The sequence below is a fragment of the Streptomyces sp. NPDC030021 genome, assembly GCF_055574035.1.
The window spans coordinates 45,381-64,630 of sequence record NZ_JBVIAH010000009.1; the positions used below are offsets into that span (position 1 = coordinate 45,381).

The window sequence follows — 19,250 nt, forward strand, 5'->3', positions numbered from 1 at the left end:
GAGGCGGCCGGCACCTTCGCGGGTACGGCGATCTTGCCGTGGGCCAGCAGCCAGGCGACGACTGCGGACTCGGTCGGGGCTCGACGGCGTGCCGCCGGTAGGGGCCGGGAAGTCGTCGTGTCGGCGGCGGCAGTTCGCGGCCGCCGGTCGGCCCACCCGAGCGATCCGGCCCACCTAAACACCCGGTCCTGCCCCGGGGCAGGACCGGGTCTCGCAGTCAGGGCGAGCCGGCGGTGGCAGACCTTCTCATTTCCCCGGCGCGTATAAGTGCGTCGCACCTTGACAGAACACTTGTCTCAATTTGACTCAGGTGTTGCAACGTGGCCAAAAGGGACGGACCACTCGGCCGAATAGTGCAGTCCTGCTCACGTTGACACCTGCCAGGATTACAACTGTCCCAGGATTCCCCGGGACGTTGCCCAGTAGAGCGTGGAGAGACCAAATGCAAATTCGCCGCCGAATCGGGGCTGTATGCGCATCCATTGCCATTGCGGCCAGCGGACTACTCACCTTCGCTCCCACCGCATCAGCCGCCGGATTCGACTGCACCACCACTTGGCTGGTCGGCAGCGCGGGGCACCCGGGCATAAAGAAGACTTGCACCAGTAACAACGGAGCAGATCGCTTTCGGGCTTACGCCGAATGTCATGAGATCAACGGAAATAAGTACACTCACTATGGGCCGGTTGTCTGGTCAGGGTCGACTTCGGTGGTGTGGTGCGCAAGCGCAAATCACCGGATAGGCAACCAGGGCATCTACACGTACTACGCCTAAATCATCCGCAGCCCAGGGCGTATCACCTCGCATACACGCGCCGACGCAACAGCCCGCGAGGCATGTGGAACGGCCCCAGGACGAGGTCCCGGGGCCGTTCCGGTGCCGTGGTCAGGGCGGCTGCTCCGGCGCCGGGTCCGTGAGCGGCTCATCGAATTGCTGCTCGACACCGAGCGCGCGCAGAAGGCGACCGATCAGGCGGAGGGTAATCGGGCCTGTGTGGCGGTCAGTTCGGCCCAGGTGATGGTGGCGTTCTCGGTGTAGGTGTCCTCGTCGTAGCGGGCGCTGGGGCCGAAGCCGAACCCGCTGTTCACCACGCAGGCGCGGCGTCCCCTACTGCAGCCCCGAGAACACACTCGGCATGACCGGCTGACGACGGCCTCCAGGTGGCGAGTACGTTCGGAGGCAAGGGGTGCGGCCCTGGCCAGCAGAGGCCGCGACGGGGGCCGCGCGACCGGCCCTCTCGCTCGCCGCGCCGGACCTCGCACCTGGACCCTCTTCCCCTCGGCTACCGCGCGGGAAAGACACCTCATGCAGTCAAGCCGTCAAGCCGTGGGTCCTTCGCTGGCCCATCGAGCCCGCAGACTCTGGGCCCAGTCGCCCGCCTCGGAACCCTGATCCTCCAGCTGCGCCATCGGGCCGGGAGCCGTTTCGATCAGGTGCACGAGCGTCCAGGCGACGCCGTAGCAGTCGTCGGGGCCGAAGCAGGTGGCCAGGGCAGCGGCCTCTTCAGATGTGACAGGGCGGGAGATCGCCGTCAGCTGGCGTTCACGCCGGTCGATCTCTTCCTCGCTCGCGTCCCAGTCGGGAAGCGGTCCGTCGGCGACGAACGTCTGCACTTCGGGTCTCATGACCGAATGATCGTCTCCCCTGCCGCCCCTGAACAAGCCGCCACGTCCTGTTCACGCGGTAGCTGTTCCTGCTGGCTGAAGCTCCGGCGGGAAGGCGATCACTTCTTCGAATGGGATGCGTGCGAGGAGGCAGTGATGGAGCTGGCCGAGCATCCGGATGAACCACTGAGGGAGGCGAAGGCCACAGGTGGCCGACGTGGTTGAGCCGGTTGTTCTTGACGAACCGGCGTCCGACGTAGCGGCGTTTCCCGGAGGCCCGCGTGATCGGGGCCCCGCCCGCGTACGCCTTCAGCCCTCCAGCCGTGGCGAACCGGGTCCTGTCGTCGCCGATCTCGCCCAGAATGCGGGCACCGCCCCGGGGACCGATCTCGGGGAAGCTCAGCATGATCGCCACGTCCGGGTGCGACCGAAAGGCCTCCTCGGTGGCACGGGCCGGGCCATCGACCGCCTGACAGGCCGCGTCCAGCTGCAGCAGCAGGGCCAGCGCCTGCTTGCCCATGGCCTCCTCAACGAGAGGCAGCTGCCGCGGGGCTTCCTCGCGGAAGAGCTGCTGGATTCGTTCCGCGTCCGTTTCGATGCCCCGGCGGCGGCCGGCTCGCCGGAGCATGGCGGTCAGCTTCCACATCTGCAGCTTGGCGGCCAGAGCAGGTGTGGGCGCGACGGCAAGGATGCGGCGCGCGTCAGGGCGGGTCAGGGTTCCCGCCTTGTCCCTGAACGCCTCGATCATCGCCGGGAAGTACTCCCTCAGCAGGGACCGCAGCTGATTGGCGACCTGCTGCCGGTTCCAGACGGCGTCCTGCTGTGCGCGGGCCAGGACAGCGACCGCCTGGGCCAGATCGGTGTCGGCGGGCAGCGGGCGGTGCACCGGCGCATCGGTGCGGATGATGTTCGCCAGGACCAGGGCGTCGCCCGGGTCCGACTTCTTGCGGCTGGCTCCGTGGCGGTCGCGGTAGCCGGAGGCAGCCATCGGGTTGACCGCGTAGATCTTCCGGGGGCCCTGCCTCAGCGTGGCGACCAGAAGGCCGCGACTGGCATCAATGCCACCGGGATCGGCGACCCCGCCGTATCGCCGTGCTCAGCCACCAGGTCCAGCAGGTCCAGCAGCAGCCGGTAGCCGTACAGGTCTTCGTTGATCAGGCACTTGGCCAGCAGCTTGCCGGTGTCGTAGACGAGCGCAACGTCGTGGCGTCCCTCCGCTGTTAGACGACTCTCAGCGTGGTGATGAGGCGGGGTGACGGCGACACTCCCGTTGCACACGGGCTGTGGTCGCGTCTGGGTCCCGGTCGTCTCTTCGTGTGCGACGACACGGTGAACACGAACGGCGTCGTCGACGTGTCCCTGTACACGGTCATCTGCAAACCGTGTAGGGGCTGGCGTCGCTTGGTCAGATCCAGTCAGCCGCCGATGGTGCCGGCGAGAGCAATGCAGACGAGCATCCCCACGGTGCAGCCGTCGGCTACCCACGCCCAGGTGTAGCGCCGGACTGTACGGGAGTCGCCCCGCAAGTCTCCCTGTTCCGTGAGCGCGGCTTTGATCTGGGCAACGGTCCGGTCGATGGAGCCGACGAAGTGATCGGTGATCGACCCCGTGAACCCGAAGGCCCCGATCTCGACAGCTTGCGATGTGGTGATGATCAAGTTCCCGCCGCTGTCAGCTGCCACGTTGGCCACGTATCGGTAGGGAATGTCATGGGTGAACACGGGATTCACCACAGACAGCACCTTTTCGCCGAGCACTACGCGGGATCCGGTTATCCGCCGGATGAACGCGATCCCGCCCAGCATCGCAGCCATGACCGTGAGTGCGTCCGTGTCAGGCCCGCCGTCGGCCATGCTCACCCAGGCCCGCAGCGCGAACATCCCAAGCAGCGTGGTGAACAGAAGCGACAGGGCGACGAAGGACTTCCGGCGCAGCACCTTCCGGCCTTTTGTACGCATGGGCCCCTTCTTTGACGGTTCCCGGCCGCCGCCTGATCTCTGGGCCGGACCTTGCGATCTGTGTTGCCCTTTCTAACAGCCGTCCGGCCGCTGGTCATTGGGAATGACCAGCGGCCGCTACGCAATCTGACTTCCCTTGGGCGAGGCCGTGGCGCGTGCACGCGGGCGGGCCTCGGGCTACATGATCCTTTCGTGTTTGGGCAGGCTGGCGGTACTTCGTCCGCGCTCGGAGCCGAGCACATCTTGGCCGCGGAGGCTGTCGGTGCTGATCGTGGACTCGGACGTGCTGTTGGTCGAGCGACAGCTTCGGGCCGGCCAACTTTAATGTCCGCTGTGTTCCTCGGTCCTGACGCCGTGGGGACACGCCCGGCCTCGGGAGATCCGGGGTGATCTGGGAGCCCGGCTGTTTTTGCGGCCACGTCGTACGCGCTGCTCGGGCTGCAAGGTGACGCACGTGCTTCTGGCGGAGGCACTCTGGCCGCGGCGGGCGGATGCGGCCGTGGTGATCGGGGCCGGGCTGGAGATAGCTGCCCTGGGCATGGGGCACCGCCGAGTCGCCGCCCACCTTGGCTTGGCCGAGGGCACGGTCCGTGGGTGGCTGCGGGCGTTCGCCGGGCGGGCGGAGGTCGTGCGCCGCCACTTCACCGTCGCACTCGTCGCGCTCGCGGACGACCCGGTGATGCCGGATGCGGCGCCGTCGACGTTCGCTGATGCCGTTTCGGCGGTCGCGGCCGCCGATCGGGCGGCCGCGACGAAGTGGCCTCAGATGCTCACGGTGTCGCGGTGGGAGTTCGCCGGGAGGGCGATAGGCGGCAGGCTGCTGACCTCGCCTTCTTCCGCTATTTGATCAACACGGGCCGCCCCTGGGCGGGATCGGAGGGTGCCGGAAGTCTTGATCGTGTCCGCCGGCGAAGCGGCGGGGTTTGTTCGAGACGCGAGGTGGGTTGCCTATGTCACCGAGTGAGGACGAGGACCGTCGGCGGGCGGAGCGGGCCCGGCAGGTGGGCCTGTTCCGCTACGGCCTGATCCAGGACGTGATCGACACGAAGCTCACGACACGCCGGCGCGGGAAGCTCGCCCGCGAGCTGGCCGCGAAGGAGCACACCGACCCGTTCGGCCGACAGGTGCGGGTCGCCCGCGGCACCTTGGACCGCTGGGCCCGCCACTACCGCGCGGGCGGGTTTCCCGCGCTGGTGCCGGCCCAGCGGCAGGTCACCTCACGCACGCCGGTCGAGGTGCTGGACCCGGCGGCCGCGCTGAAGAAGGAGAACCCCGCCCGCACCGCGGCTCAGATCCAGCGGATCCTGCGGACCGCGCAGGGCTGGTCGCCGACCGACCGGACGCTGCAGCGGCACTTCGCTGACGCCGGCCTGACCGGCGCCAGCGGCGAGAAGAGCGTGTTCGGCCGGTTCGAGGCCACCCGCGGCAACGAGCTATGGACCGGGGACGCCCTCCACCGACCGAAGATCGGCGGCCGCAAGACGTACTTGTTCGCATTCATCGACGATCACAGCCGGGCGATCGTGGGCCACCGGTTCGGGTTCGGCGAGGACACCGTCCGCCTGGCCGCCGCCCTTCGGCCAGCGCTGTCTGCCCGCGGAGTCCCGGAGTCGATCTACGTCGACAACGGGTCGGCGTTCGTGGACACGTGGCTGCGCGTCCCTGGACATCCGCCTCACGCACTCCAAGCCCGGACGGCCTCAGGGCAGGGGGAAGATCGAACGGTTCTTCCGCACCGTCCGTGACCAGTTCCTGGTCGAGCTCGACGAGGAACGTGTCGGTCAGATTGAGCATCTCGCCGAGCTGAACAGGCTTTTCACCGCGTGGGTGGAGACGGTATCACCGCACGGTGCACTCGGAGACGGGGCAGCCTCCGATCGAACGGTGGCTGGGTTCGATTCCCCGGCCGCTGCCGCAGCCCAGCCCCGCTGATCTTCGGGAGGCGTTTCTGTGGTCGGAGTTCCGGACCGTGACGAAGACCGCGACGGTCAGCCTGCACGGCAACACCTACGAGGTCGACCCGATGCTGGTCGGGACTCCTGACAAGGGGCGCCCACTGGCCGGGCGCTTCACCAGTAACAACTCGGAGTGCGCATTGAGGATTCCCGGTCGCGCTGTGACATTCCCCCAACGCCTCGCGCCTTCCCGCCACGCCTGTCACCTGCGCATACTCCAGGACCGCCGCGCCTTGAACTGAGGCTGGGCGATGGCCGATCGGATGGAGCTGAAGACGTCGCGCACGGTCTCGGCAGCGGCCGTCAGCACGTGGATGGTCGGTGACCTCAAGGTCAACCGCATCGGTTTCGGAGCCATGCCCCTGACCGGCAGCAGCGCCCTTCACCAGGGCACGACCCGCGACCAAGGCCGATTCCGTCATGACCAACGAATATGGGAGTACCGGGTGAGTCAAGCCCCCACCACGTCCACCGAACCTACTGAGGACGCCGCCACTACGGCACGCCAGTCCTGGCTGGTACGACGAGGGCTGCTGCTCGAATCCACTCCGCAGCGGAAACTCGCGCTCGGCGGTTTCGTCAACCAGCTCGGTACCGCGGCCTTCCTCGCAGTCGTGCCGCTGTACGCCTTGAAGGTGATCGGCCTGACGGTCGGCCAAGTCGGCCTGGGCCTCAGTGTCGCGGGGGTGGTCGGCCTGTTGGCCGGCGTACCAGTCGGACACCTCGCCGACCGTTACGGCCCACGTGGCATCTTCCTGATCTCGCTCCTGGTCCAGACCGTGTCCGTGCTGTCCCTGCTGTTCGCGCACTCATTCGTCGCGTTCACGCTGGCGGTGGCTGTGACGGACCTCGCCGGTTCTTCCGGCGGCGCGGCCCGCGGCCCGATGATCCGCCGTTTCGGCGGCGACGAGGTGCCCAAGTTCCGTGCGTATCTACGCTCGGTGGCCTGCCTGGCCAGTACATTCGGTGCGCTGAGCGCCGGCGTGGCGCTGCAGATCGACACGGCCTTCGCCTACCGCACCCTCATCGTCTTCGACGCGCTGACGTTCCTCGCCACCGTGGCCGTCATATACAACGTGCCGAAGCTGGAACCGCTCCCGCAGCCCGATGACGCGAAGCCCGACCGGTGGGCCGCACTCAAGGACAAGCCGTACTTGGCGTTCGTGGTGCTCGATGGCCTCATGTGGATCCAGGGCGAGGTGCTGACCTTTGCCCTTCCGCTGTGGGTGGTCCTGCACACGGACGCGCCGCGCTGGTTCATCGGTGTCTCGATCGCCATCAACACCGTGATGGTGGTGTTCCTGCAGGTCCGCACCAGCCGCGGCATCAGCGGCGGTGAGAACGCCGGCCGTGCCACACGCAGGGCGGGTGTCGCCTTCCTGATCGGCATGGGCATCATCGCCTTGACGTCCGGAATGCCGGGCTGGGCAACGGTGGTGGTCATGACGGCAGGTGTCGCCGTGCACACGATGGGCGAGCTGTGGCATGCGGCCGGCTCCCTCGAGCTTCGGTTCCGGCTGGCTCCCGCGCATGCCCAGGGCCAGTACTCCGGCGTATTCGGTATGGGTATGGGCCTGTGCTACGCCGTGGCGCCGAGCCTCCTGGGCCTGCTCTGTGTGACGTGGGGCGCGCCGGGCTGGTACGTGATGGGCGCGGTGTTCGTCGCAGCCGGCCTCGCCATGCCGCTCGTGGTCCGGTGGGCCGCGGGTTCCCGGGACGTCACCGCCGCCGCCTGAGCGGCCCCGGCCCGGGCCTCCGTACGCAATTCGTATGCCCCCGTGCCCCCGTTTATTGCAGATCAGAGAGACAACTCGTATGCGCAGCTTCCGGGGACGGGACATCCATTCGCTCACGGATTTGGAACGCCAGGAGTGAGTAAAACCCAGTACCGGCCGGTGATCGCGGAGACAGACCCTAATGCTCATCTTCAGCGTCGCTCAACAGCGCGTCCCCGAAGTCGACCGTCCACCAGTCCCAGTCCACCAGCGCGCCGCCCTCTCCCTGCGTCCCTGCCGACAGGCCGGCCGGATCCCGTCTGCGACCCTGCCCCGCCCGCGCACGCGCCCACACCCTGGCGGCGCCAGCAGCCAGTGCGGTTGTGGCTTTGTTCACGACTTCCGAACAGCGATTGTTCAGCTCGTCGGGCGGCGGTCTTTCGTGAGGGAAGCCGTTGTTCATGAGAACGGCAGCACCCTGTTGAGGCGGCCGCGGCCGGTCCTCGGGATCGATCAGCGCTGGCTCGCCGTGACGCGGCGCAACCGGGTGGTGGCGTAGGCCTCGATGGCGTCGCGCTGGTACGCGGCCAGGCCGGGGACGATGGCCTCGTATGCGGCGCGCCACGTCTCGTTGTCGACGATGGAGCGTCCGATGGCCCGGTAGTCCTCGGCGGAGACAGTGCGCAGTTCGGTCAGTGCCCGGTACTGGGCGTCGATTTCGGCCTGGACTGGGTCGGCGTCGGCCCCGTGGCCTGCGGCCATGAGTTCTGCCAGCCGGATCATCTGCGCGGTGCGCTCACGGTGTGCGGCGTCGGCATCGGCCTGGCTCATCGCGGCGGCGCGTCGTCCGACCTCTTCGGCGAGTTCGGGGAAGTCGCGCATGTTCTCCTCGTACTGGGAGGGCGTCACGCCCTCGAAGAGGTTCTCCGGTCGGTTGATGGTCATGGGGTTGCCGTCCTTCCTGGACTGTTCCAGTTCGGCGATCGTGCGGGAGACGGTGCCGGCCAGGGCGTCGAGCCGGTCCCGTTCCGCGAGGAGGCGCTGGTGGTGGCCCCGCAGGGCATCCACCTCGTCGACCTGTTCGGACAGGATCCGGCCGATCTCCGGCAGCCCGACTCCCAGCGCCCGCAACACGAGGATCTGTTGCAGCCGCAGGAGTTGGCGCTCCTCGTAGTAGCGGTGACCGTTGGCGCCGATCCGGGCCGGCGTCAGCAGGCCTGTCTCGTCGTAGTGGCGCAGTGTCCGGGCGGTAACGCCCGACATCCGGGCCACCTCAGCAATCGGCCAGTCCATCACGACTCCTGCACGTGTGTGTCGCCGGGCCGGTGTTTCCGGCCCTGGTCACGACGGTAGGAGCTGCCGCAACGGCAACTTCAACCCCGAGACCCACGATCCTCGCAATCGCACAGGCACGGACTCGACGCCGCACGGGCCGCGCCGCCGACCGCGAGCCGCCAACCGCGACCTGACCCGGGCTCTCCACCAGCGGGGCCGACGGTTCCGCCAGATGCAGAGGTCTGCCAGAACAGGCGGGCGACGGCCTTCCCGGCAAGGGCCATGACCATCAGGAGGGCCGCGCCTGCCCGGGTCAAGGTGTGAGGGGTGCGAGCGCCTGATTGTGGGTGTGCTGGTAGATCACAGAGGTACGGAACCCGACGACTTCGCGGCGCTCCGTGAACTTGTCCATGAGGAAGCCATGGAGGTAGTCCACGCTGGGCACGGAGACGTGCACGATCATGTCGTCGCCGCCGGTGACCACGTAGACCGTGCTGACCTCGGGCAGGCCGGCGGCATAGGTCTTGAACGCCTCGATGACCGCCCGGCTGAGGGGGCGGATCTGGAAGTGGATGAGCGCCTGGACGTGACGGTTCAGGGCGGCCGGGTCGACCGCGGCGTGGTAGCCGGTGATTACCCCGCGGGCGCGCAGTGTGCGGATGCGTTCGAGGCAAGTCGACGGGGCGATGCCGAGGGTGCGGGCGAGGTCGCGGTTCGTCTGCCGCGCATCGCGCTGCAGATGCCGGATGATCGCCGAATCAAGTTCGTCCATACGGCGATTATGGCCGCCGTACCGAATTTCATTCGGTTGATGGTCGTGATCCTTGCCCTGGCGGCTAGCTTCACGGCATGACAGCCGTACTTGAGGAAGCCCTGTCCCCCAACATCCCGAATCTTTCACACGAGTTGGTGCAGGTCGTGCGCGGCCGTCGCAGCGGGCTCGCGATCTGTGTCGCGATCCACTCGACGGCGCTCGGCCCGGCCGCCGGCGGGTGCCGGATCGCTCACTACGCCGACCCCGGCGCTGCTGTCGCGGACGCGTTGCGGCTGGCGGCGGCAATGACCGAGAAGAACGCGCTGGCCGGTCTTGACCACGGAGGCGCGAAAGCGGTCGTCGCCCTCCCGACCGCAACGCGGCCGGCCGGCGCGGAGCGTACGGCCTTGCTCCACGACCTCGGTGACGCGATCGAATCGCTCGGCGGCCGCTACATCGCAGGCCCGGACGTGGGAAGCAGCCCGGCCGACATGTCCGTGATCGGTGAGCGCACCACACATGTCGTCTGCCGGCCCGCCCAGGACGGCGGGAGCGGTGACTCCTCCCTCCACACCGCGCGCGGCACCCTCGCCGCGCTGGGCGCCGTGGCCGACGAGGTCTTCGGCTCACCGGAGCTCGCCGGGCGGACCTTCGGGGTGATCGGCCTCGGCGCGGTCGGCGCCCACGTGGCCCGACTCCTGGACCGTGCCGGCGCGCGACTCGTCGTGACCGACATCAACCCGGCCACACGCAGCCTGGCCGAGGAGCTGGGCGCGACCTGGGTGGATCCGGACGACGCTCTTGCGGCGGAGGTCGACATCCTCGTGCCGGCCGCGCTCAGCGGTCTGCTGACCGCCCGCACGGTGCCGCTGCTGCGATGCGCCGCCGTCGCCGGCCCGGCCAACAATCAACTCGACGAACCGGCCACCGCCCGCCTCCTCGCCGAACGCGGCGTCCTCTGGGCACCGGACGTCGTCGTCGGCGCGGGAGGAGTCATTCACGCCACCGGTGTCGAACGGCGCGGGGAATCCGAGGAACAGCTGACCGAGCGTCTCTCCCGCATCAGCGGCACGCTCCAGCACGTCTTCCACACAGCCCGGACCCACCGGACCACACCCGCGGACGCGGCCGCTGTACTCGCCAGGCAGCGAGTTCGCCAGGGAGCCTCGCACGCGGCTCACGGTGCGGTGCTGCCCCTGGCCTCGCAGGCCGCCGGGCTGAATAGGCCCGAACCCGCCGACGTTCCGCCCGACAACGCAGGAGAGCTGACGACATGACGAACCGCTGGATCGGAATGACCATCGACTGCGTCGACGTGGAGCGGGTCGCGGGCTTTTGGGGCGCGCTGCTGGACCGTCCGCGACTGCCGTCCCGGCCCGGGTGGGTCTACCTCGGCCATCCCGGCGACCCGCAGCCCCGCCTCAACTTCCAGCCCATGACCGAGCCGAAGCACGGCAAGGTACGCCTGCACCTCGACGTCGGAGTCGACGAGATCGACCAGGGCATCGCCCAGGTCATCGCCCTCGGTGGTCGGTTCACCGGCGAACGGCACGACTACGACGAGGGCGTGGTCGTTGTGATGGCCGACCCCGAAGGGCACGAATTCTGCCTGGTCCAGCACTACTGACCCACGCCAGGAGGCCTGGTGATGGCCGGCACCACACGTCGGACCTGCCCCGGCCGTGGACTCTGACGCCAGGAGCCGTCTTCGGCCAGGCGGGCTAGGGCGTTTCCTTCGGATCACTTCGCTGACCGAGGGCATGGTGGGCCGGCTCAGCCGCCGGTGCCCCCCCTTTTTTGCGGGCCCCGGCGGCGGTCTGGTGAGCGCGGACGATGGTGGAGTCGACAGCGACGACCCAGTCGACGTCGACTTCGGCGTCAGCCTGGGCAAGGAGAGCGATGAAGGCCTCTGCCCGTGCGGTACTTGAACGCAATCGCGTCGATCACCTGCCGGTGATCACGCCGGCGTCCTCCCCGCCGAGGCGTCCGCTCCGGCAACCACGGCTCGATCCGCGCCCACCGCGCGTCAGTCACCGACACGCATCAACCAACGCTCAGATGATCTGATGCTCAGAAAGAAGCGCTTAGCTGCAGTCCCACGTGAACCGGCCTTCAAGGTGATCGGAGCTGAGGAAGAGGAAGCCGCTTCCGTAGCCGAAGTTGAGGAAGAACGGGTCCGCCTTCGCCTCACCCCGATCCTCGAACTGGCAGAGGAACAGCCAGGAGGGGTCGATGCCGAAGGCCTGGTGGTTGGGGTATATGGCCTCGCCTCCCAGGAAGTCCTTGGGCCACTGTTCCTCAGGGAATTCGGCGTCTGGACCCTCACCCCTCAGGTACCGGGAGCAGGCGGCGGCCTGGTTCGCTGCCTCATCGAGTTCCGGCGGTATCGGAGTCAGGTCCGTCAGCCATTCGACGGGAACCTCCTCGTCGTCCGGACCCCACCGCCACAGGGTTCGCCCCCGTGTGCTGGGGGCACCGACCGACGCGAAGGACGGTATCCGCCCACCCGGCTGGACCAGAACGACGGCCTCGCCGTCCTCCGGTGCGGTGCCGCCCATGTCCATGTCCTCCTCGTGCAGGAACAGGTACGCGAGGCGCACCTCGTCCCCCGGCACCCGGAACTGGCCGATGAACACGAGGGGCTCGCCCGAACGCGGATGCACCGGCCAGGCCGGTCCGTCCAGCCAGACCGGCTGCCCGCCGAACTTCGACACCGGTTCCACGACCGGCTCGCGCGCAGCCCGGAAGGACATCCGAAGCCGCGGCAGGAAGGCGGCATCGTAGGGGCCCGCGGCCTGGCCCGTCGGCTCGGAGATCACGCCTCCGACGCTACGGCACCCCTCCGACAGCATCCAGCCTGGGTCGTGGGCATGGACCGGGCCACGCATTGGCGGTCATTCCCGGAGCCGACCGCCGGGGGGCCTCCCACCTGCGGTGGGAGGAAAACCGGTGACGATACCGGTGAATGAACCGGTACGCACGCGGCGGTGCCCCGTCCCCTCGATTCGCGGGGACGGGGCACCGCCGCGTGCCGGGTGTCCTACAGCAGGGCGACCGAACTCGCCCGGTCGTTCATCGCGTCCCCGACGTACGAGGTCGACTGCTGGTACTCCTGGTGGACACCGGAGGTGTTGGGTGCATCCCACAACTCCAGCCAGCAAGACAGCGTGGTCAGCGAGCTGACGGAGTTGTTCCAGGTGCCTTCGAGGTTGATCTGGGCGTCCCGGCCGTTGCCGCTCTGGCAGCCGCTGCCGCCGGTTAAGACCAGGGCGGAGCCGCCGTAATTCGAGTCCGTGTAAATGACGCCGAGCTGCACGGCCTCCGCCCCGGTGGTGCCCGAGGAGCCCTTGAGACGGTCAGCCAGCTCCTGGTCGATGTGCCTCGCCGACAGCGGCGCATCGGCGATCCGTCCGTTGGTCGAAGCGGTGACGGCCTCACGGAACGTGCCGTAGCACTGCATGCTGCCTGAATCGACGTTGAGCACGCAGTTCCTCGGGGCGGGCGCTGCGTTCGCGGTGGCGGCGGCCGTGCCCAGGGCCAGGACGGTGGTAGCTGCTGCAATGGCGATACGTGACGTACGAGCGAACATGGGTCACTCCTGTCTCGTGGACGTTCTATCGACAGCGTGGATGCTTCCGTCTCCATCCCGCATGAACCAGGGGCACATTCAGCCAGAGTCGATGCATACGGCATGCGTTGCTGTGAGTCAGTGGTCGATGCGTCGCGCCTTGTGCTTGATGACCTGCCGTGACACGTCGAGCAGGTCTTCGGCAGCAGCCTGAAGGAGGGGCCGGAGAACCGGCCCGAACTGTTCGAAACCGCGGCTGCCAGACAGACCGGCAGCGGAGGAGGAGGCTCGGTACGCGGTGGGCGACGGATGCCCCGTCCGCGCCCAACGTGGGCGCGGACCGTTCCCCTGCCGTCGGTCCGGGCCCTGAGCCAGGGGAACACACCGCCCGGACCGGGCTTTCTGGGGAGCGGGTTGCTGCCGCGGTGTGGCTTGGGACGGATCCGCTCTGCCGAAAGCCGGCGAGACCCACGGGGGCTACAGCCGGACGAAGTTGACGAAAGGACCTCACGCAGGAGTGTCCCGTGGATCACCGGCTACGGCGGTATTGGGGCGCGGTGGTACAGGCGGTTATCGGTGAGATCGCGCATGGTCGCCCGGCGGCCGACCCCGGGCCGGTCTGGAGTCCGTTCACCCACTCCCGGGCCGCCGTGAGGGGGGCGGTGCCGATCACTTGGTACGCGAAGCCGTCCCACTCCTTTCTGAGCATGCTTCGGACGGACCCGTTCGTGAAGCGCGAGGCTGAGTCGTCACGGGTTCGAGCCGCAGCCGCCGGGTCGGCCAGGGTGGTGAATCCGGCCCGCCGAACCAGACCCGGACGTCCTCCCCGGTGCGGACGGGCAGGAGAGGGTAGTCGTTCTCGGCGTGCTCGGTGCGGTGCAGCGCATGCCCCGGTCCCAGGTGCCGGGCGGCGTACGAGTCGAAGGCGGCAGCGCCGGACGGATGGCAGACGGTCGCGACCACCTCACGGGTGCCCGGCCCCGGTGTGAAGCCCGGGCCGCGCAGCAGCAGGACGTCGTCGCTGTCGATCATGGTGGCGTTGGCCGCGTCGCGGTGCTCCCGCCAGACCGGGCCGGTGTAGAAGGCCTCCAGCGAGCGCCGGCGGCGCGTCATGTCGGGGAACGCGCGCAGCCAGACGAAGCGGTCCGGGTCGTCCAGGTCGCGGAACCGGCCGCCGACGCTGATGCCGACCGACTGCTGGCCGGTCACGAACTCGCGCTCGAACAGCTCGATCAGCGTCTCGCGGGCTCCGGGGAGGAGCGTGTACTGCCGGAGTTCGACGATGCTCATGCGCCGGCGCACCCGGTGCGGGTGAGGTCCATGGTCCAGTTGAGCTCCCACGTGCGGCCGTCGTCGCAGGAGAACTCCTGCTCCCAGCGGGCGGCGCCCGGGCCGAGGCGGTACCAGGTGAAGTGCACCCCGATCGGGCGGCCGTCGTAGGTGTCCTCGCCGTGGAAGTCCCCGCGGTCGCCGGTGAAGCCGCCGGCCACCGGCGGATCCAGGCGGCCCGTCCGGCTGTCGGACCAGTGGATCGACCAGCGCCCCGTCTCGCGGTCGAACAGCCGCAGGGTCACGCCCTGGCGGCCGAGCGTGGGGAAGGTGATCTCGTCGATGTTGCCGGCGCCCCCGAACAGCGGCCGGACCACCGAGTTACCGGGGAACTCCACCCAGGTGGCGGGGCCTGAGCCGAGCGGTGCGGTGAGACGGCGGTTGGCCACGTCCCAGGAGCCGTGCAGGAAGTCGAAGTCGTTCATGCGCCGCACGCTAGGGGCACTCCCCTGACATCCACTGTCAGTGGATACTGAGCGGCATGCGCGCGAGCCGGCTGGTCACCCTGCTTCTCCTGCTCCAGAACCGGTGCCGGATGACGGCTCAGCAGCTGGCCGAGGAACTGGAGGTCTCCGTCCGTACGGTCTACCGGGACGTCGAGGCGCTCGGCGCCGCCGGTATCCCGCTGTACGGTGCGGCCGGACACTCGGGCGGCTACCGGCTGGTCGACGGCTACCGGACCCGGCTCACCGGACTGACCCCGGACGAGGCGCAGGCCGCGTTCCTCGCCGCACTGCCCGGCGCTGCCGCCGAGCTCGGCCTCGGCGAAGCGCTCGCCACCGCCCAGCTCAAGCTGCGGGCCGCCCTTCCGGCCGGGCTGCGCGAGCACGCCGGACGGATCCAGGAATGCTTCCTGCTCGACGCCCCCGGCTGGTACGGCGATGCCGACCGTACGCCTCACCTGGCCTCGGTCGCCGCCGCGGTGTGGGCACGGCGTGCGGTGGTACTGAGGTACCGGCGCTGGCGGGCGCCGGAGGAGATCGAGCGGCGGGTGGAACCGTACGGGCTCGTACTCAAAGCCGGCCGCTGGTACTCGGTCGCGGGCGGACCGTCCGGAATCCGCACCTACCGGGTCGACCAGATCCTCGGATTCCGGCCGCTGGAGGAGCAGTTCGACGTTCCGGAAGAGTTCGACCTGGCCGAACACTGGAACAGCCATCTCGCCGACTTCCGAGCCCGGCTGCACACCGGGGAGGCCCTGGTGCGGCTTACCCCGGAGGGCGCCCGCCACCTCGGCGTGACACCCACGGGGGACGGATGGACGGAGGCCCGGGTGCCCATCGAGTCGATCGACCGCGCCCACGGAGAGTTCCTGAGCCTGGGTTCCGACATCGAGGTCGTGGAACCGGCCGAACTGCGCGACCGCATCACCACGACCGTACGGACCCTGGTTACCCGCTACCAGGGTTGAACCTGGGCAGAGGGGGCTCCCGACCACGAGGCCAAGCGTGCAACCGCGTATGCAGACCTCGCTCGGCTACCAGACTGGCCCACAGGTCGGCCTCGGCATGGTGCCAGGCATTACACCGTGGTTCACGACCTCGTTGACATGGGTTGGATCGCAGTGGTCGGGATCGCTGGGGTTCACGCTGTGCATCTTCCGCCGATCGGCCGAAGCTGACGACGAGCCTAGGCCAGGCCCTGCGGCCCGGTTCGTCCGGCTACGGCGCCCACGGCCGAGACCAACCGTGTCGCGCTCAGCGCTGATAGGCCCCGACCAGGGTGCCGGAGGCCAGCTCCCTGCCCTTCAGGGCACGGAGCACGTCCGCGACGCCCGGGCGGTCGTGCAGCGGAAGCGGCTCGGACAGGGCGTACAGGCGGAAGAAGTACCGGTGCGGCCCGTGCCCCTCAGGGGGCAGCGGCCCTCCCCAGCCGACGCGCCCGAAGTCGTTCGGCCACGGCAGGCCGCCATGGGGCTTCTGATCCTCCGCCACCCCGGTCGTCCCCGGATCGATGCCGGTGACCAGCCAGTGCAGGAAGGTCTTCCCCGGCGCGTCCGGGTCCTCGCACAGGAGCACCAGCTCCGTGGTCCCCTGGGGTACCCCCGACCAGGTCAGGGGCGGTGAGATGTTCTCCCCCTCCCCGCTGTACCGGAGGGGGATCACCTGGTGGTCGTCGAACGCGGTGCTGCTGAGTTCAATGCCGCTCATGAGCGCGGCCATACCCGCAGGCGGCGGCGCCGGTACCACTTCGCCTCCCGAAACCCCCGTTCGGCCGAGCCCACCCGGCCCGTATGCGGGAGCGGGGGTGAGGAGGGCGGCGTGCCGACGAGGGTCCTGCTGGAAGGCCGCCCCGGCGTGGGCAGGACAACCGCCCTCCGCCGGCCGGCAGCGGGGTCACCGCGCGGCTTCGGGCCGGGGACCCTGCACGGGGGCCGCTGTGCCGCCGAGGGGGAGGTGGGCCCGTGGCCGCTTCCGGCCGCCCGCATGGATCAGGGCCGCGAACACCCGTCCTTCTCCGCGCGCCTGGCCCGTCCGTGACGGAGTCGCTGACCGCGCCGGCCGCGCGGTGTGTCCCTCGAGCACGGCAGGCTCCGGCGCTGTTGAATCGAGGCATGACCAAGCGCGACGACTCGGCTCTGTTCGGCAACCGATTCCTGACGGTGCCCGCTCCCTCGGAGACCTTCCCCGAGGAAGGCATGACCGCGACGGACGCGATGAGGCTCGTGGATGTGGATCTCGCCATGGAAGGCGACCCGCAGCGCAACCTCGCCACGTTTGTCACCACGTGGATGGAGCCGGAGGCCCAACGGCTGATCGCCGAGAACCTTCACCGCAATTTCATCGACCATGCGGAGTACCCCATTTCCGCCGAGATCGAGCAGCGCTGCGTGCGCATGCTCGCCGACCTCTTCCACGCACCGGGCAGGACGACCGGATGCCGGACCCAGGGCTCATCCGAAGCGATCATGCTCGGCGCGCTGTCGTTGAAGTGGAAGTGGCGCGAGCGCCGCCAGGCAGCAGGCCTCTCGACCGACCGGCCCAACCTGATTTTCGGGGGCGACGTCCACGTGGTGTGGGAGAAGTTCTGCCGCTACTTCGACGTCGAGCCGCGGATCGTGCCGCTCGCCGAGGACAAGTACACGATCGGCCCGGAGGACGTGGAGCCCCACCTCGACGAGAACACGATCGGCGTCGTCGCCGTCCTCGGCACCACGTTCACCGGCCACAAGGACGATGTCGTCGGGATCGACAAGCTCCTGCGGGACGTTCGCAAAAAGCGGGACCTCGACATTCCGATCCATGTCGACGGCGCCAGCGGTGCATTCGTGTGGCCCTTCCTCTACCCGGACTCGAAATGGGACTTCCGGCTTGAGCAGGTCCGTTCGATCAACGTCTCGGGACACAAATACGGACTGGTCTACCCCGGCATCGGATGGCTGGTCTTCCGCGAAGAAGCCGACCTCGCCAAGGACCTCGTCTTCTACGAGAACTACCTGGGCAAGACCGACGCGACGTTCACGCTGAACTTCTCCACCGGTGCGTCGATGGTCCTCGCGCAGTACTACAACTTCGTGCGGCTCGGTCGCCAGGGCTACACCTACATCATGAAGACGATGCAGCAGAACGCCCGCGCACTGGCGGACAACCTGCGCAGCAGCGGCCGCTTCGAAGTGATCGGGAGCGACCTCGAGCAGCTGCCGCTGGTCGCTTTCCGTCTCGCCGGCAAGCACGCCTACGACGAGTCCGACATCGCCTGGCAGCTCTCCGCCGAGCGCGGCTGGATGGTGCCGGCATACACCCTCCCGCCCAACGCGGAACGGGTGAAGATCCTGCGCGCCCTGGTCAAGGAGACCCTGAGCCGCGAACAGATCGACCGCCTGACCCAGGACATCGCCGACGCATGTCGCACGCTGGACGACAAGGGGCCGGCCCACAGCGTCGAGCGGACCCAGGTCAAGCGCGGCACCGGCTACTGACGCACTGTGACGGAGCAGTCTTCCGAGCGACCGGCGGTCGGCGACCCGTGCCGTTACCTGTCCTGCGCGGTCAGGAGCATGACCAGGCCTTGGAGTAGGCGGTGCCGGGCACCGTGGCCACCGCTTCGGCCGGGATAGCGTCATCGCGCAGCGCGTCGGCGGCTTCCCGGCCCGCCCGGGCGGCGATCCCGGTGAGGGTGGTGTCGGTGCTCATCACTGGGTCCGGCGGGTGAGGCGGGCGCGGCGGGCGGCGGAGAGGTCGAGTACGCCGTCGGTGGTGGTCCGGGGCGGGCTGTCGAGATCGGCGGCGTGGCTGCGCAGCATCGAGACCAGGTACCGGCCTGCCGACGGGGTTTCGGCGGGGATGCCCCGGTCGAGGGCGGCGGCGAGCATGGTGGCGAGCTCGCGGGTGTGGCGGGCGAGCGCGTCGGCTGCGTACCGGGCGGCCTCGGCGGGGCGGTGGCGGCGGGTGAGCTGCTGGGTGAGGGTGGCGAACGCTTCCCCGGGCAGGGCGGCGGGGGGCTGCTCGGCGTCGAGCCCGTCGGCGAGGCGGCGCAGCATGGCGGCGGCGGTGGCGCGCGGGAGGTTGGAGCGGACGTCGGCGGGGCCCTGGTTCGGAAGGGTGACGATCAGGCGGTGCGTGTCGAGGGAAGCGAAGGTGACGACGTCGGGGGCGACGACGTCGGGGGTGCGGGTCACGGGGCGGGGCTCCTGTCAGGGTCGAGGTATTGCTCACGCGCGGGCGAGGGGCCGCGACCGGTCGCGCGGACCGGCTGCGGCGAGGGGGCTGGAACGGCACCTGTGAGCTGTTCGGTGGGGCCCATGCCCTGCGCGGGCTTTGTCGGCCCGGGGATCCGGCAGCCTGGCGCTGCCGGCGGGCCTGCGGGGTGCTGTCGATGCCGGTGGCCTTGGTGGCGGTGGCGTTCTTGAGGCTGGGGCCGGCTTCCTCGGCGTCGAACTCGACGACGGTGCGCTTCACGCCTTCGCGGTCCTCGTACGTGCCACTGCTTCATGCCGTAAACGATGACGCGGGTTCGGCGGGCGAGGGCGGATGCGATGCGGCACGCGGCGACTGCGGCGCCTCCCGGGGTGAACCCGATTTCGGGGTCGTCGACCAGGTTGCCGACGACGGCCACAAAGGTCTCGCCCGACACGGATGTCGCCGGAGTCGA

Annotated in this window: 23 protein-coding genes and 3 pseudogenes; 9 read left to right on the forward strand and 17 right to left on the reverse strand. The window is 69.1% G+C overall.

Annotation, left to right across the window (positions count from 1 at the left end):
• Window positions 1-969: 969 nt before the first annotated feature.
• The 4 genes and pseudogenes from ACZ4YL_RS19360 to ACZ4YL_RS19375 form a co-directional block, all read right to left on the reverse strand.
• A complete protein-coding gene (locus ACZ4YL_RS19360) occupies window positions 970-1,092 on the reverse strand; it encodes a hypothetical protein (protein ID WP_468117808.1) in 123 nt (40 codons plus the stop codon).
• A gap of 228 nt (window positions 1,093-1,320) precedes the next feature.
• Window positions 1,321-1,626 (reverse strand): hypothetical protein, encoded by a 306-nt coding sequence (locus tag ACZ4YL_RS19365; protein ID WP_468117810.1) that lies wholly within the window; start codon window positions 1,624-1,626, stop codon window positions 1,321-1,323.
• Between the two features lie 51 nt (window positions 1,627-1,677).
• Window positions 1,678-2,883 (reverse strand): annotated as a pseudogene (locus ACZ4YL_RS19370) (IS110 family transposase).
• 137 nt (window positions 2,884-3,020) lie between these two features.
• Window positions 3,021-3,563, reverse strand: coding sequence for a hypothetical protein (locus ACZ4YL_RS19375; RefSeq protein ID WP_468117811.1), 543 nt, complete (start codon window positions 3,561-3,563; stop codon window positions 3,021-3,023).
• Window positions 3,564-3,894: 331 nt separating this feature from the next.
• Between ACZ4YL_RS19375 and ACZ4YL_RS19380 the strand changes: the two genes are divergently transcribed.
• From ACZ4YL_RS19380 to ACZ4YL_RS19400, 5 genes are all read left to right on the forward strand, one after another.
• Entirely contained in the window at window positions 3,895-4,410 is a 516-nt protein-coding gene (locus tag ACZ4YL_RS19380) for a hypothetical protein (protein ID WP_468118189.1), read from the forward strand.
• A 103-nt stretch (window positions 4,411-4,513) separates the two neighbouring features.
• Window positions 4,514-5,308: a DDE-type integrase/transposase/recombinase gene (locus ACZ4YL_RS19385; RefSeq protein ID WP_468117812.1), complete on the forward strand. Its 795-nt coding sequence runs from the start codon at window positions 4,514-4,516 to the stop codon at window positions 5,306-5,308.
• The gene (locus tag ACZ4YL_RS19390) at window positions 5,280-5,495 is read left to right on the forward strand and encodes a hypothetical protein (RefSeq protein ID WP_468118191.1); all 216 of its coding nucleotides are present in this window, start codon (window positions 5,280-5,282) and stop codon (window positions 5,493-5,495) included. Before ACZ4YL_RS19385 ends, ACZ4YL_RS19390 begins: the two co-directional genes overlap by 29 nt.
• 37 nt (window positions 5,496-5,532) lie before the next feature.
• Window positions 5,533-5,760, forward strand: a complete 228-nt coding sequence (locus ACZ4YL_RS19395; RefSeq protein ID WP_468117813.1) for a hypothetical protein — start codon at window positions 5,533-5,535, stop codon at window positions 5,758-5,760.
• A 114-nt stretch (window positions 5,761-5,874) separates the two neighbouring features.
• On the forward strand, window positions 5,875-7,254 hold the full coding sequence (locus tag ACZ4YL_RS19400; RefSeq protein ID WP_468117815.1) for an MFS transporter: 1,380 nt from the start codon (window positions 5,875-5,877) through the stop codon (window positions 7,252-7,254).
• Window positions 7,255-7,432: 178 nt separating this feature from the next.
• Here ACZ4YL_RS19400 and ACZ4YL_RS19405 read toward each other — a convergent pair whose 3' ends face one another.
• From ACZ4YL_RS19405 to ACZ4YL_RS19415, 3 genes are all read right to left on the reverse strand, one after another.
• Complete coding sequence (locus ACZ4YL_RS19405) at window positions 7,433-7,696, reverse strand: hypothetical protein (RefSeq protein WP_468117816.1); 264 nt, start codon at window positions 7,694-7,696, stop codon at window positions 7,433-7,435.
• A 50-nt stretch (window positions 7,697-7,746) separates the two neighbouring features.
• Window positions 7,747-8,526, reverse strand: coding sequence for a MerR family transcriptional regulator (locus ACZ4YL_RS19410; RefSeq protein WP_468117818.1), 780 nt, complete (start codon window positions 8,524-8,526; stop codon window positions 7,747-7,749).
• 295 nt (window positions 8,527-8,821) lie between these two features.
• Entirely contained in the window at window positions 8,822-9,280 is a 459-nt protein-coding gene (locus tag ACZ4YL_RS19415) for an Lrp/AsnC family transcriptional regulator (RefSeq protein ID WP_468117819.1), read from the reverse strand.
• Window positions 9,281-9,357: 77 nt separating this feature from the next.
• Between ACZ4YL_RS19415 and ACZ4YL_RS19420 the strand changes: the two genes are divergently transcribed.
• Both ACZ4YL_RS19420 and ACZ4YL_RS19425 read left to right on the forward strand, forming a co-directional pair.
• Window positions 9,358-10,539 (forward strand): Glu/Leu/Phe/Val dehydrogenase dimerization domain-containing protein, encoded by a 1,182-nt coding sequence (locus ACZ4YL_RS19420; RefSeq protein ID WP_468117820.1) that lies wholly within the window; start codon window positions 9,358-9,360, stop codon window positions 10,537-10,539.
• On the forward strand, window positions 10,536-10,889 hold the full coding sequence (locus ACZ4YL_RS19425; RefSeq protein ID WP_468117822.1) for a VOC family protein: 354 nt from the start codon (window positions 10,536-10,538) through the stop codon (window positions 10,887-10,889). The genes ACZ4YL_RS19420 and ACZ4YL_RS19425 overlap by 4 nt, the downstream gene beginning before the upstream one ends.
• 121 nt (window positions 10,890-11,010) lie before the next feature.
• On the opposite strand, the pseudogene ACZ4YL_RS19430 reads toward ACZ4YL_RS19425, so the two are convergent.
• From ACZ4YL_RS19430 to ACZ4YL_RS19455, 6 genes and pseudogenes are all read right to left on the reverse strand, one after another.
• Window positions 11,011-11,157, reverse strand: a pseudogene (locus tag ACZ4YL_RS19430) (IS5/IS1182 family transposase); the annotation flags it as partial.
• Window positions 11,141-11,302, reverse strand: coding sequence for a transposase (locus ACZ4YL_RS19435; protein WP_468117824.1), 162 nt, complete (start codon window positions 11,300-11,302; stop codon window positions 11,141-11,143). The gene ACZ4YL_RS19435 and the pseudogene ACZ4YL_RS19430, both read right to left, overlap by 17 nt.
• Before the next feature lie 44 nt (window positions 11,303-11,346).
• On the reverse strand, window positions 11,347-12,081 hold the full coding sequence (locus ACZ4YL_RS19440) for a hypothetical protein (RefSeq protein ID WP_468117826.1): 735 nt from the start codon (window positions 12,079-12,081) through the stop codon (window positions 11,347-11,349).
• 221 nt (window positions 12,082-12,302) lie between these two features.
• Window positions 12,303-12,851, reverse strand: a complete 549-nt coding sequence (locus ACZ4YL_RS19445) for a hypothetical protein (protein WP_468117828.1) — start codon at window positions 12,849-12,851, stop codon at window positions 12,303-12,305.
• Window positions 12,852-13,499: 648 nt separating this feature from the next.
• A complete protein-coding gene (locus ACZ4YL_RS19450) occupies window positions 13,500-14,120 on the reverse strand; it encodes an NIPSNAP family protein (RefSeq protein ID WP_468117829.1) in 621 nt (206 codons plus the stop codon).
• Complete coding sequence (locus tag ACZ4YL_RS19455) at window positions 14,117-14,584, reverse strand: hypothetical protein (RefSeq protein WP_468117830.1); 468 nt, start codon at window positions 14,582-14,584, stop codon at window positions 14,117-14,119. Before ACZ4YL_RS19455 ends, ACZ4YL_RS19450 begins: the two co-directional genes overlap by 4 nt.
• 56 nt (window positions 14,585-14,640) lie before the next feature.
• On the opposite strand from ACZ4YL_RS19455, the gene ACZ4YL_RS19460 reads away from it, so the two are divergent.
• Window positions 14,641-15,570, forward strand: a complete 930-nt coding sequence (locus tag ACZ4YL_RS19460; RefSeq protein WP_468117832.1) for a helix-turn-helix transcriptional regulator — start codon at window positions 14,641-14,643, stop codon at window positions 15,568-15,570.
• A gap of 286 nt (window positions 15,571-15,856) precedes the next feature.
• Here the strand turns inward: ACZ4YL_RS19460 and ACZ4YL_RS19465 are convergent, their stop codons facing one another.
• Entirely contained in the window at window positions 15,857-16,309 is a 453-nt protein-coding gene (locus ACZ4YL_RS19465) for a YbhB/YbcL family Raf kinase inhibitor-like protein (protein ID WP_468117834.1), read from the reverse strand.
• Between the two features lie 404 nt (window positions 16,310-16,713).
• Here ACZ4YL_RS19465 and ACZ4YL_RS19470 point away from each other — a divergent pair, with 404 nt between their 5' ends.
• Window positions 16,714-18,078, forward strand: a complete 1,365-nt coding sequence (locus ACZ4YL_RS19470; RefSeq protein WP_468117836.1) for a glutamate decarboxylase — start codon at window positions 16,714-16,716, stop codon at window positions 18,076-18,078.
• Between the two features lie 70 nt (window positions 18,079-18,148).
• Here ACZ4YL_RS19470 and ACZ4YL_RS19475 read toward each other — a convergent pair whose 3' ends face one another.
• From ACZ4YL_RS19475 to ACZ4YL_RS19485, 3 genes and pseudogenes are all read right to left on the reverse strand, one after another.
• Window positions 18,149-18,292, reverse strand: coding sequence for a hypothetical protein (locus ACZ4YL_RS19475; RefSeq protein WP_468118210.1), 144 nt, complete (start codon window positions 18,290-18,292; stop codon window positions 18,149-18,151).
• Entirely contained in the window at window positions 18,292-18,777 is a 486-nt protein-coding gene (locus ACZ4YL_RS19480) for a hypothetical protein (RefSeq protein WP_468117838.1), read from the reverse strand. Before ACZ4YL_RS19480 ends, ACZ4YL_RS19475 begins: the two co-directional genes overlap by 1 nt.
• 199 nt (window positions 18,778-18,976) lie before the next feature.
• Window positions 18,977-19,232: pseudogene (locus ACZ4YL_RS19485) on the reverse strand (single stranded DNA-binding domain-containing protein); the annotation flags it as partial.
• Window positions 19,233-19,250: the final 18 nt, after the last annotated feature.

Excerpts from the sequence above, each read along its gene's own strand:
- ACZ4YL_RS19365 (WP_468117810.1), bottom strand. The coding sequence starts at position 1,626 with ATGAGACCCGAAGTGCAGACGTTCGTCGCCGACGGACCGCTTCCCGAC.
- ACZ4YL_RS19375 (WP_468117811.1), bottom strand. The coding sequence starts at position 3,563 with ATGCGTACAAAAGGCCGGAAGGTGCTGCGCCGGAAGTCCTTCGTCGCC.
- ACZ4YL_RS19385 (WP_468117812.1), top strand. The coding sequence starts at position 4,514 with ATGTCACCGAGTGAGGACGAGGACCGTCGGCGGGCGGAGCGGGCCCGG.
- ACZ4YL_RS19400 (WP_468117815.1), top strand. The coding sequence starts at position 5,875 with ATGCCCCTGACCGGCAGCAGCGCCCTTCACCAGGGCACGACCCGCGAC.
- ACZ4YL_RS19405 (WP_468117816.1), bottom strand. The coding sequence starts at position 7,696 with ATGAACAACGGCTTCCCTCACGAAAGACCGCCGCCCGACGAGCTGAAC.
- ACZ4YL_RS19410 (WP_468117818.1), bottom strand. The coding sequence starts at position 8,526 with ATGGACTGGCCGATTGCTGAGGTGGCCCGGATGTCGGGCGTTACCGCC.
- ACZ4YL_RS19415 (WP_468117819.1), bottom strand. The coding sequence starts at position 9,280 with ATGGACGAACTTGATTCGGCGATCATCCGGCATCTGCAGCGCGATGCG.
- ACZ4YL_RS19420 (WP_468117820.1), top strand. The coding sequence starts at position 9,358 with ATGACAGCCGTACTTGAGGAAGCCCTGTCCCCCAACATCCCGAATCTT.
- ACZ4YL_RS19425 (WP_468117822.1), top strand. The coding sequence starts at position 10,536 with ATGACGAACCGCTGGATCGGAATGACCATCGACTGCGTCGACGTGGAG.
- ACZ4YL_RS19445 (WP_468117828.1), bottom strand. The coding sequence starts at position 12,851 with ATGTTCGCTCGTACGTCACGTATCGCCATTGCAGCAGCTACCACCGTC.
- ACZ4YL_RS19450 (WP_468117829.1), bottom strand. The coding sequence starts at position 14,120 with ATGAGCATCGTCGAACTCCGGCAGTACACGCTCCTCCCCGGAGCCCGC.
- ACZ4YL_RS19455 (WP_468117830.1), bottom strand. The coding sequence starts at position 14,584 with ATGAACGACTTCGACTTCCTGCACGGCTCCTGGGACGTGGCCAACCGC.
- ACZ4YL_RS19460 (WP_468117832.1), top strand. The coding sequence starts at position 14,641 with ATGCGCGCGAGCCGGCTGGTCACCCTGCTTCTCCTGCTCCAGAACCGG.
- ACZ4YL_RS19465 (WP_468117834.1), bottom strand. The coding sequence starts at position 16,309 with ATGAGCGGCATTGAACTCAGCAGCACCGCGTTCGACGACCACCAGGTG.
- ACZ4YL_RS19470 (WP_468117836.1), top strand. The coding sequence starts at position 16,714 with ATGACCAAGCGCGACGACTCGGCTCTGTTCGGCAACCGATTCCTGACG.
- ACZ4YL_RS19475 (WP_468118210.1), bottom strand. The coding sequence starts at position 18,292 with ATGAGCACCGACACCACCCTCACCGGGATCGCCGCCCGGGCGGGCCGG.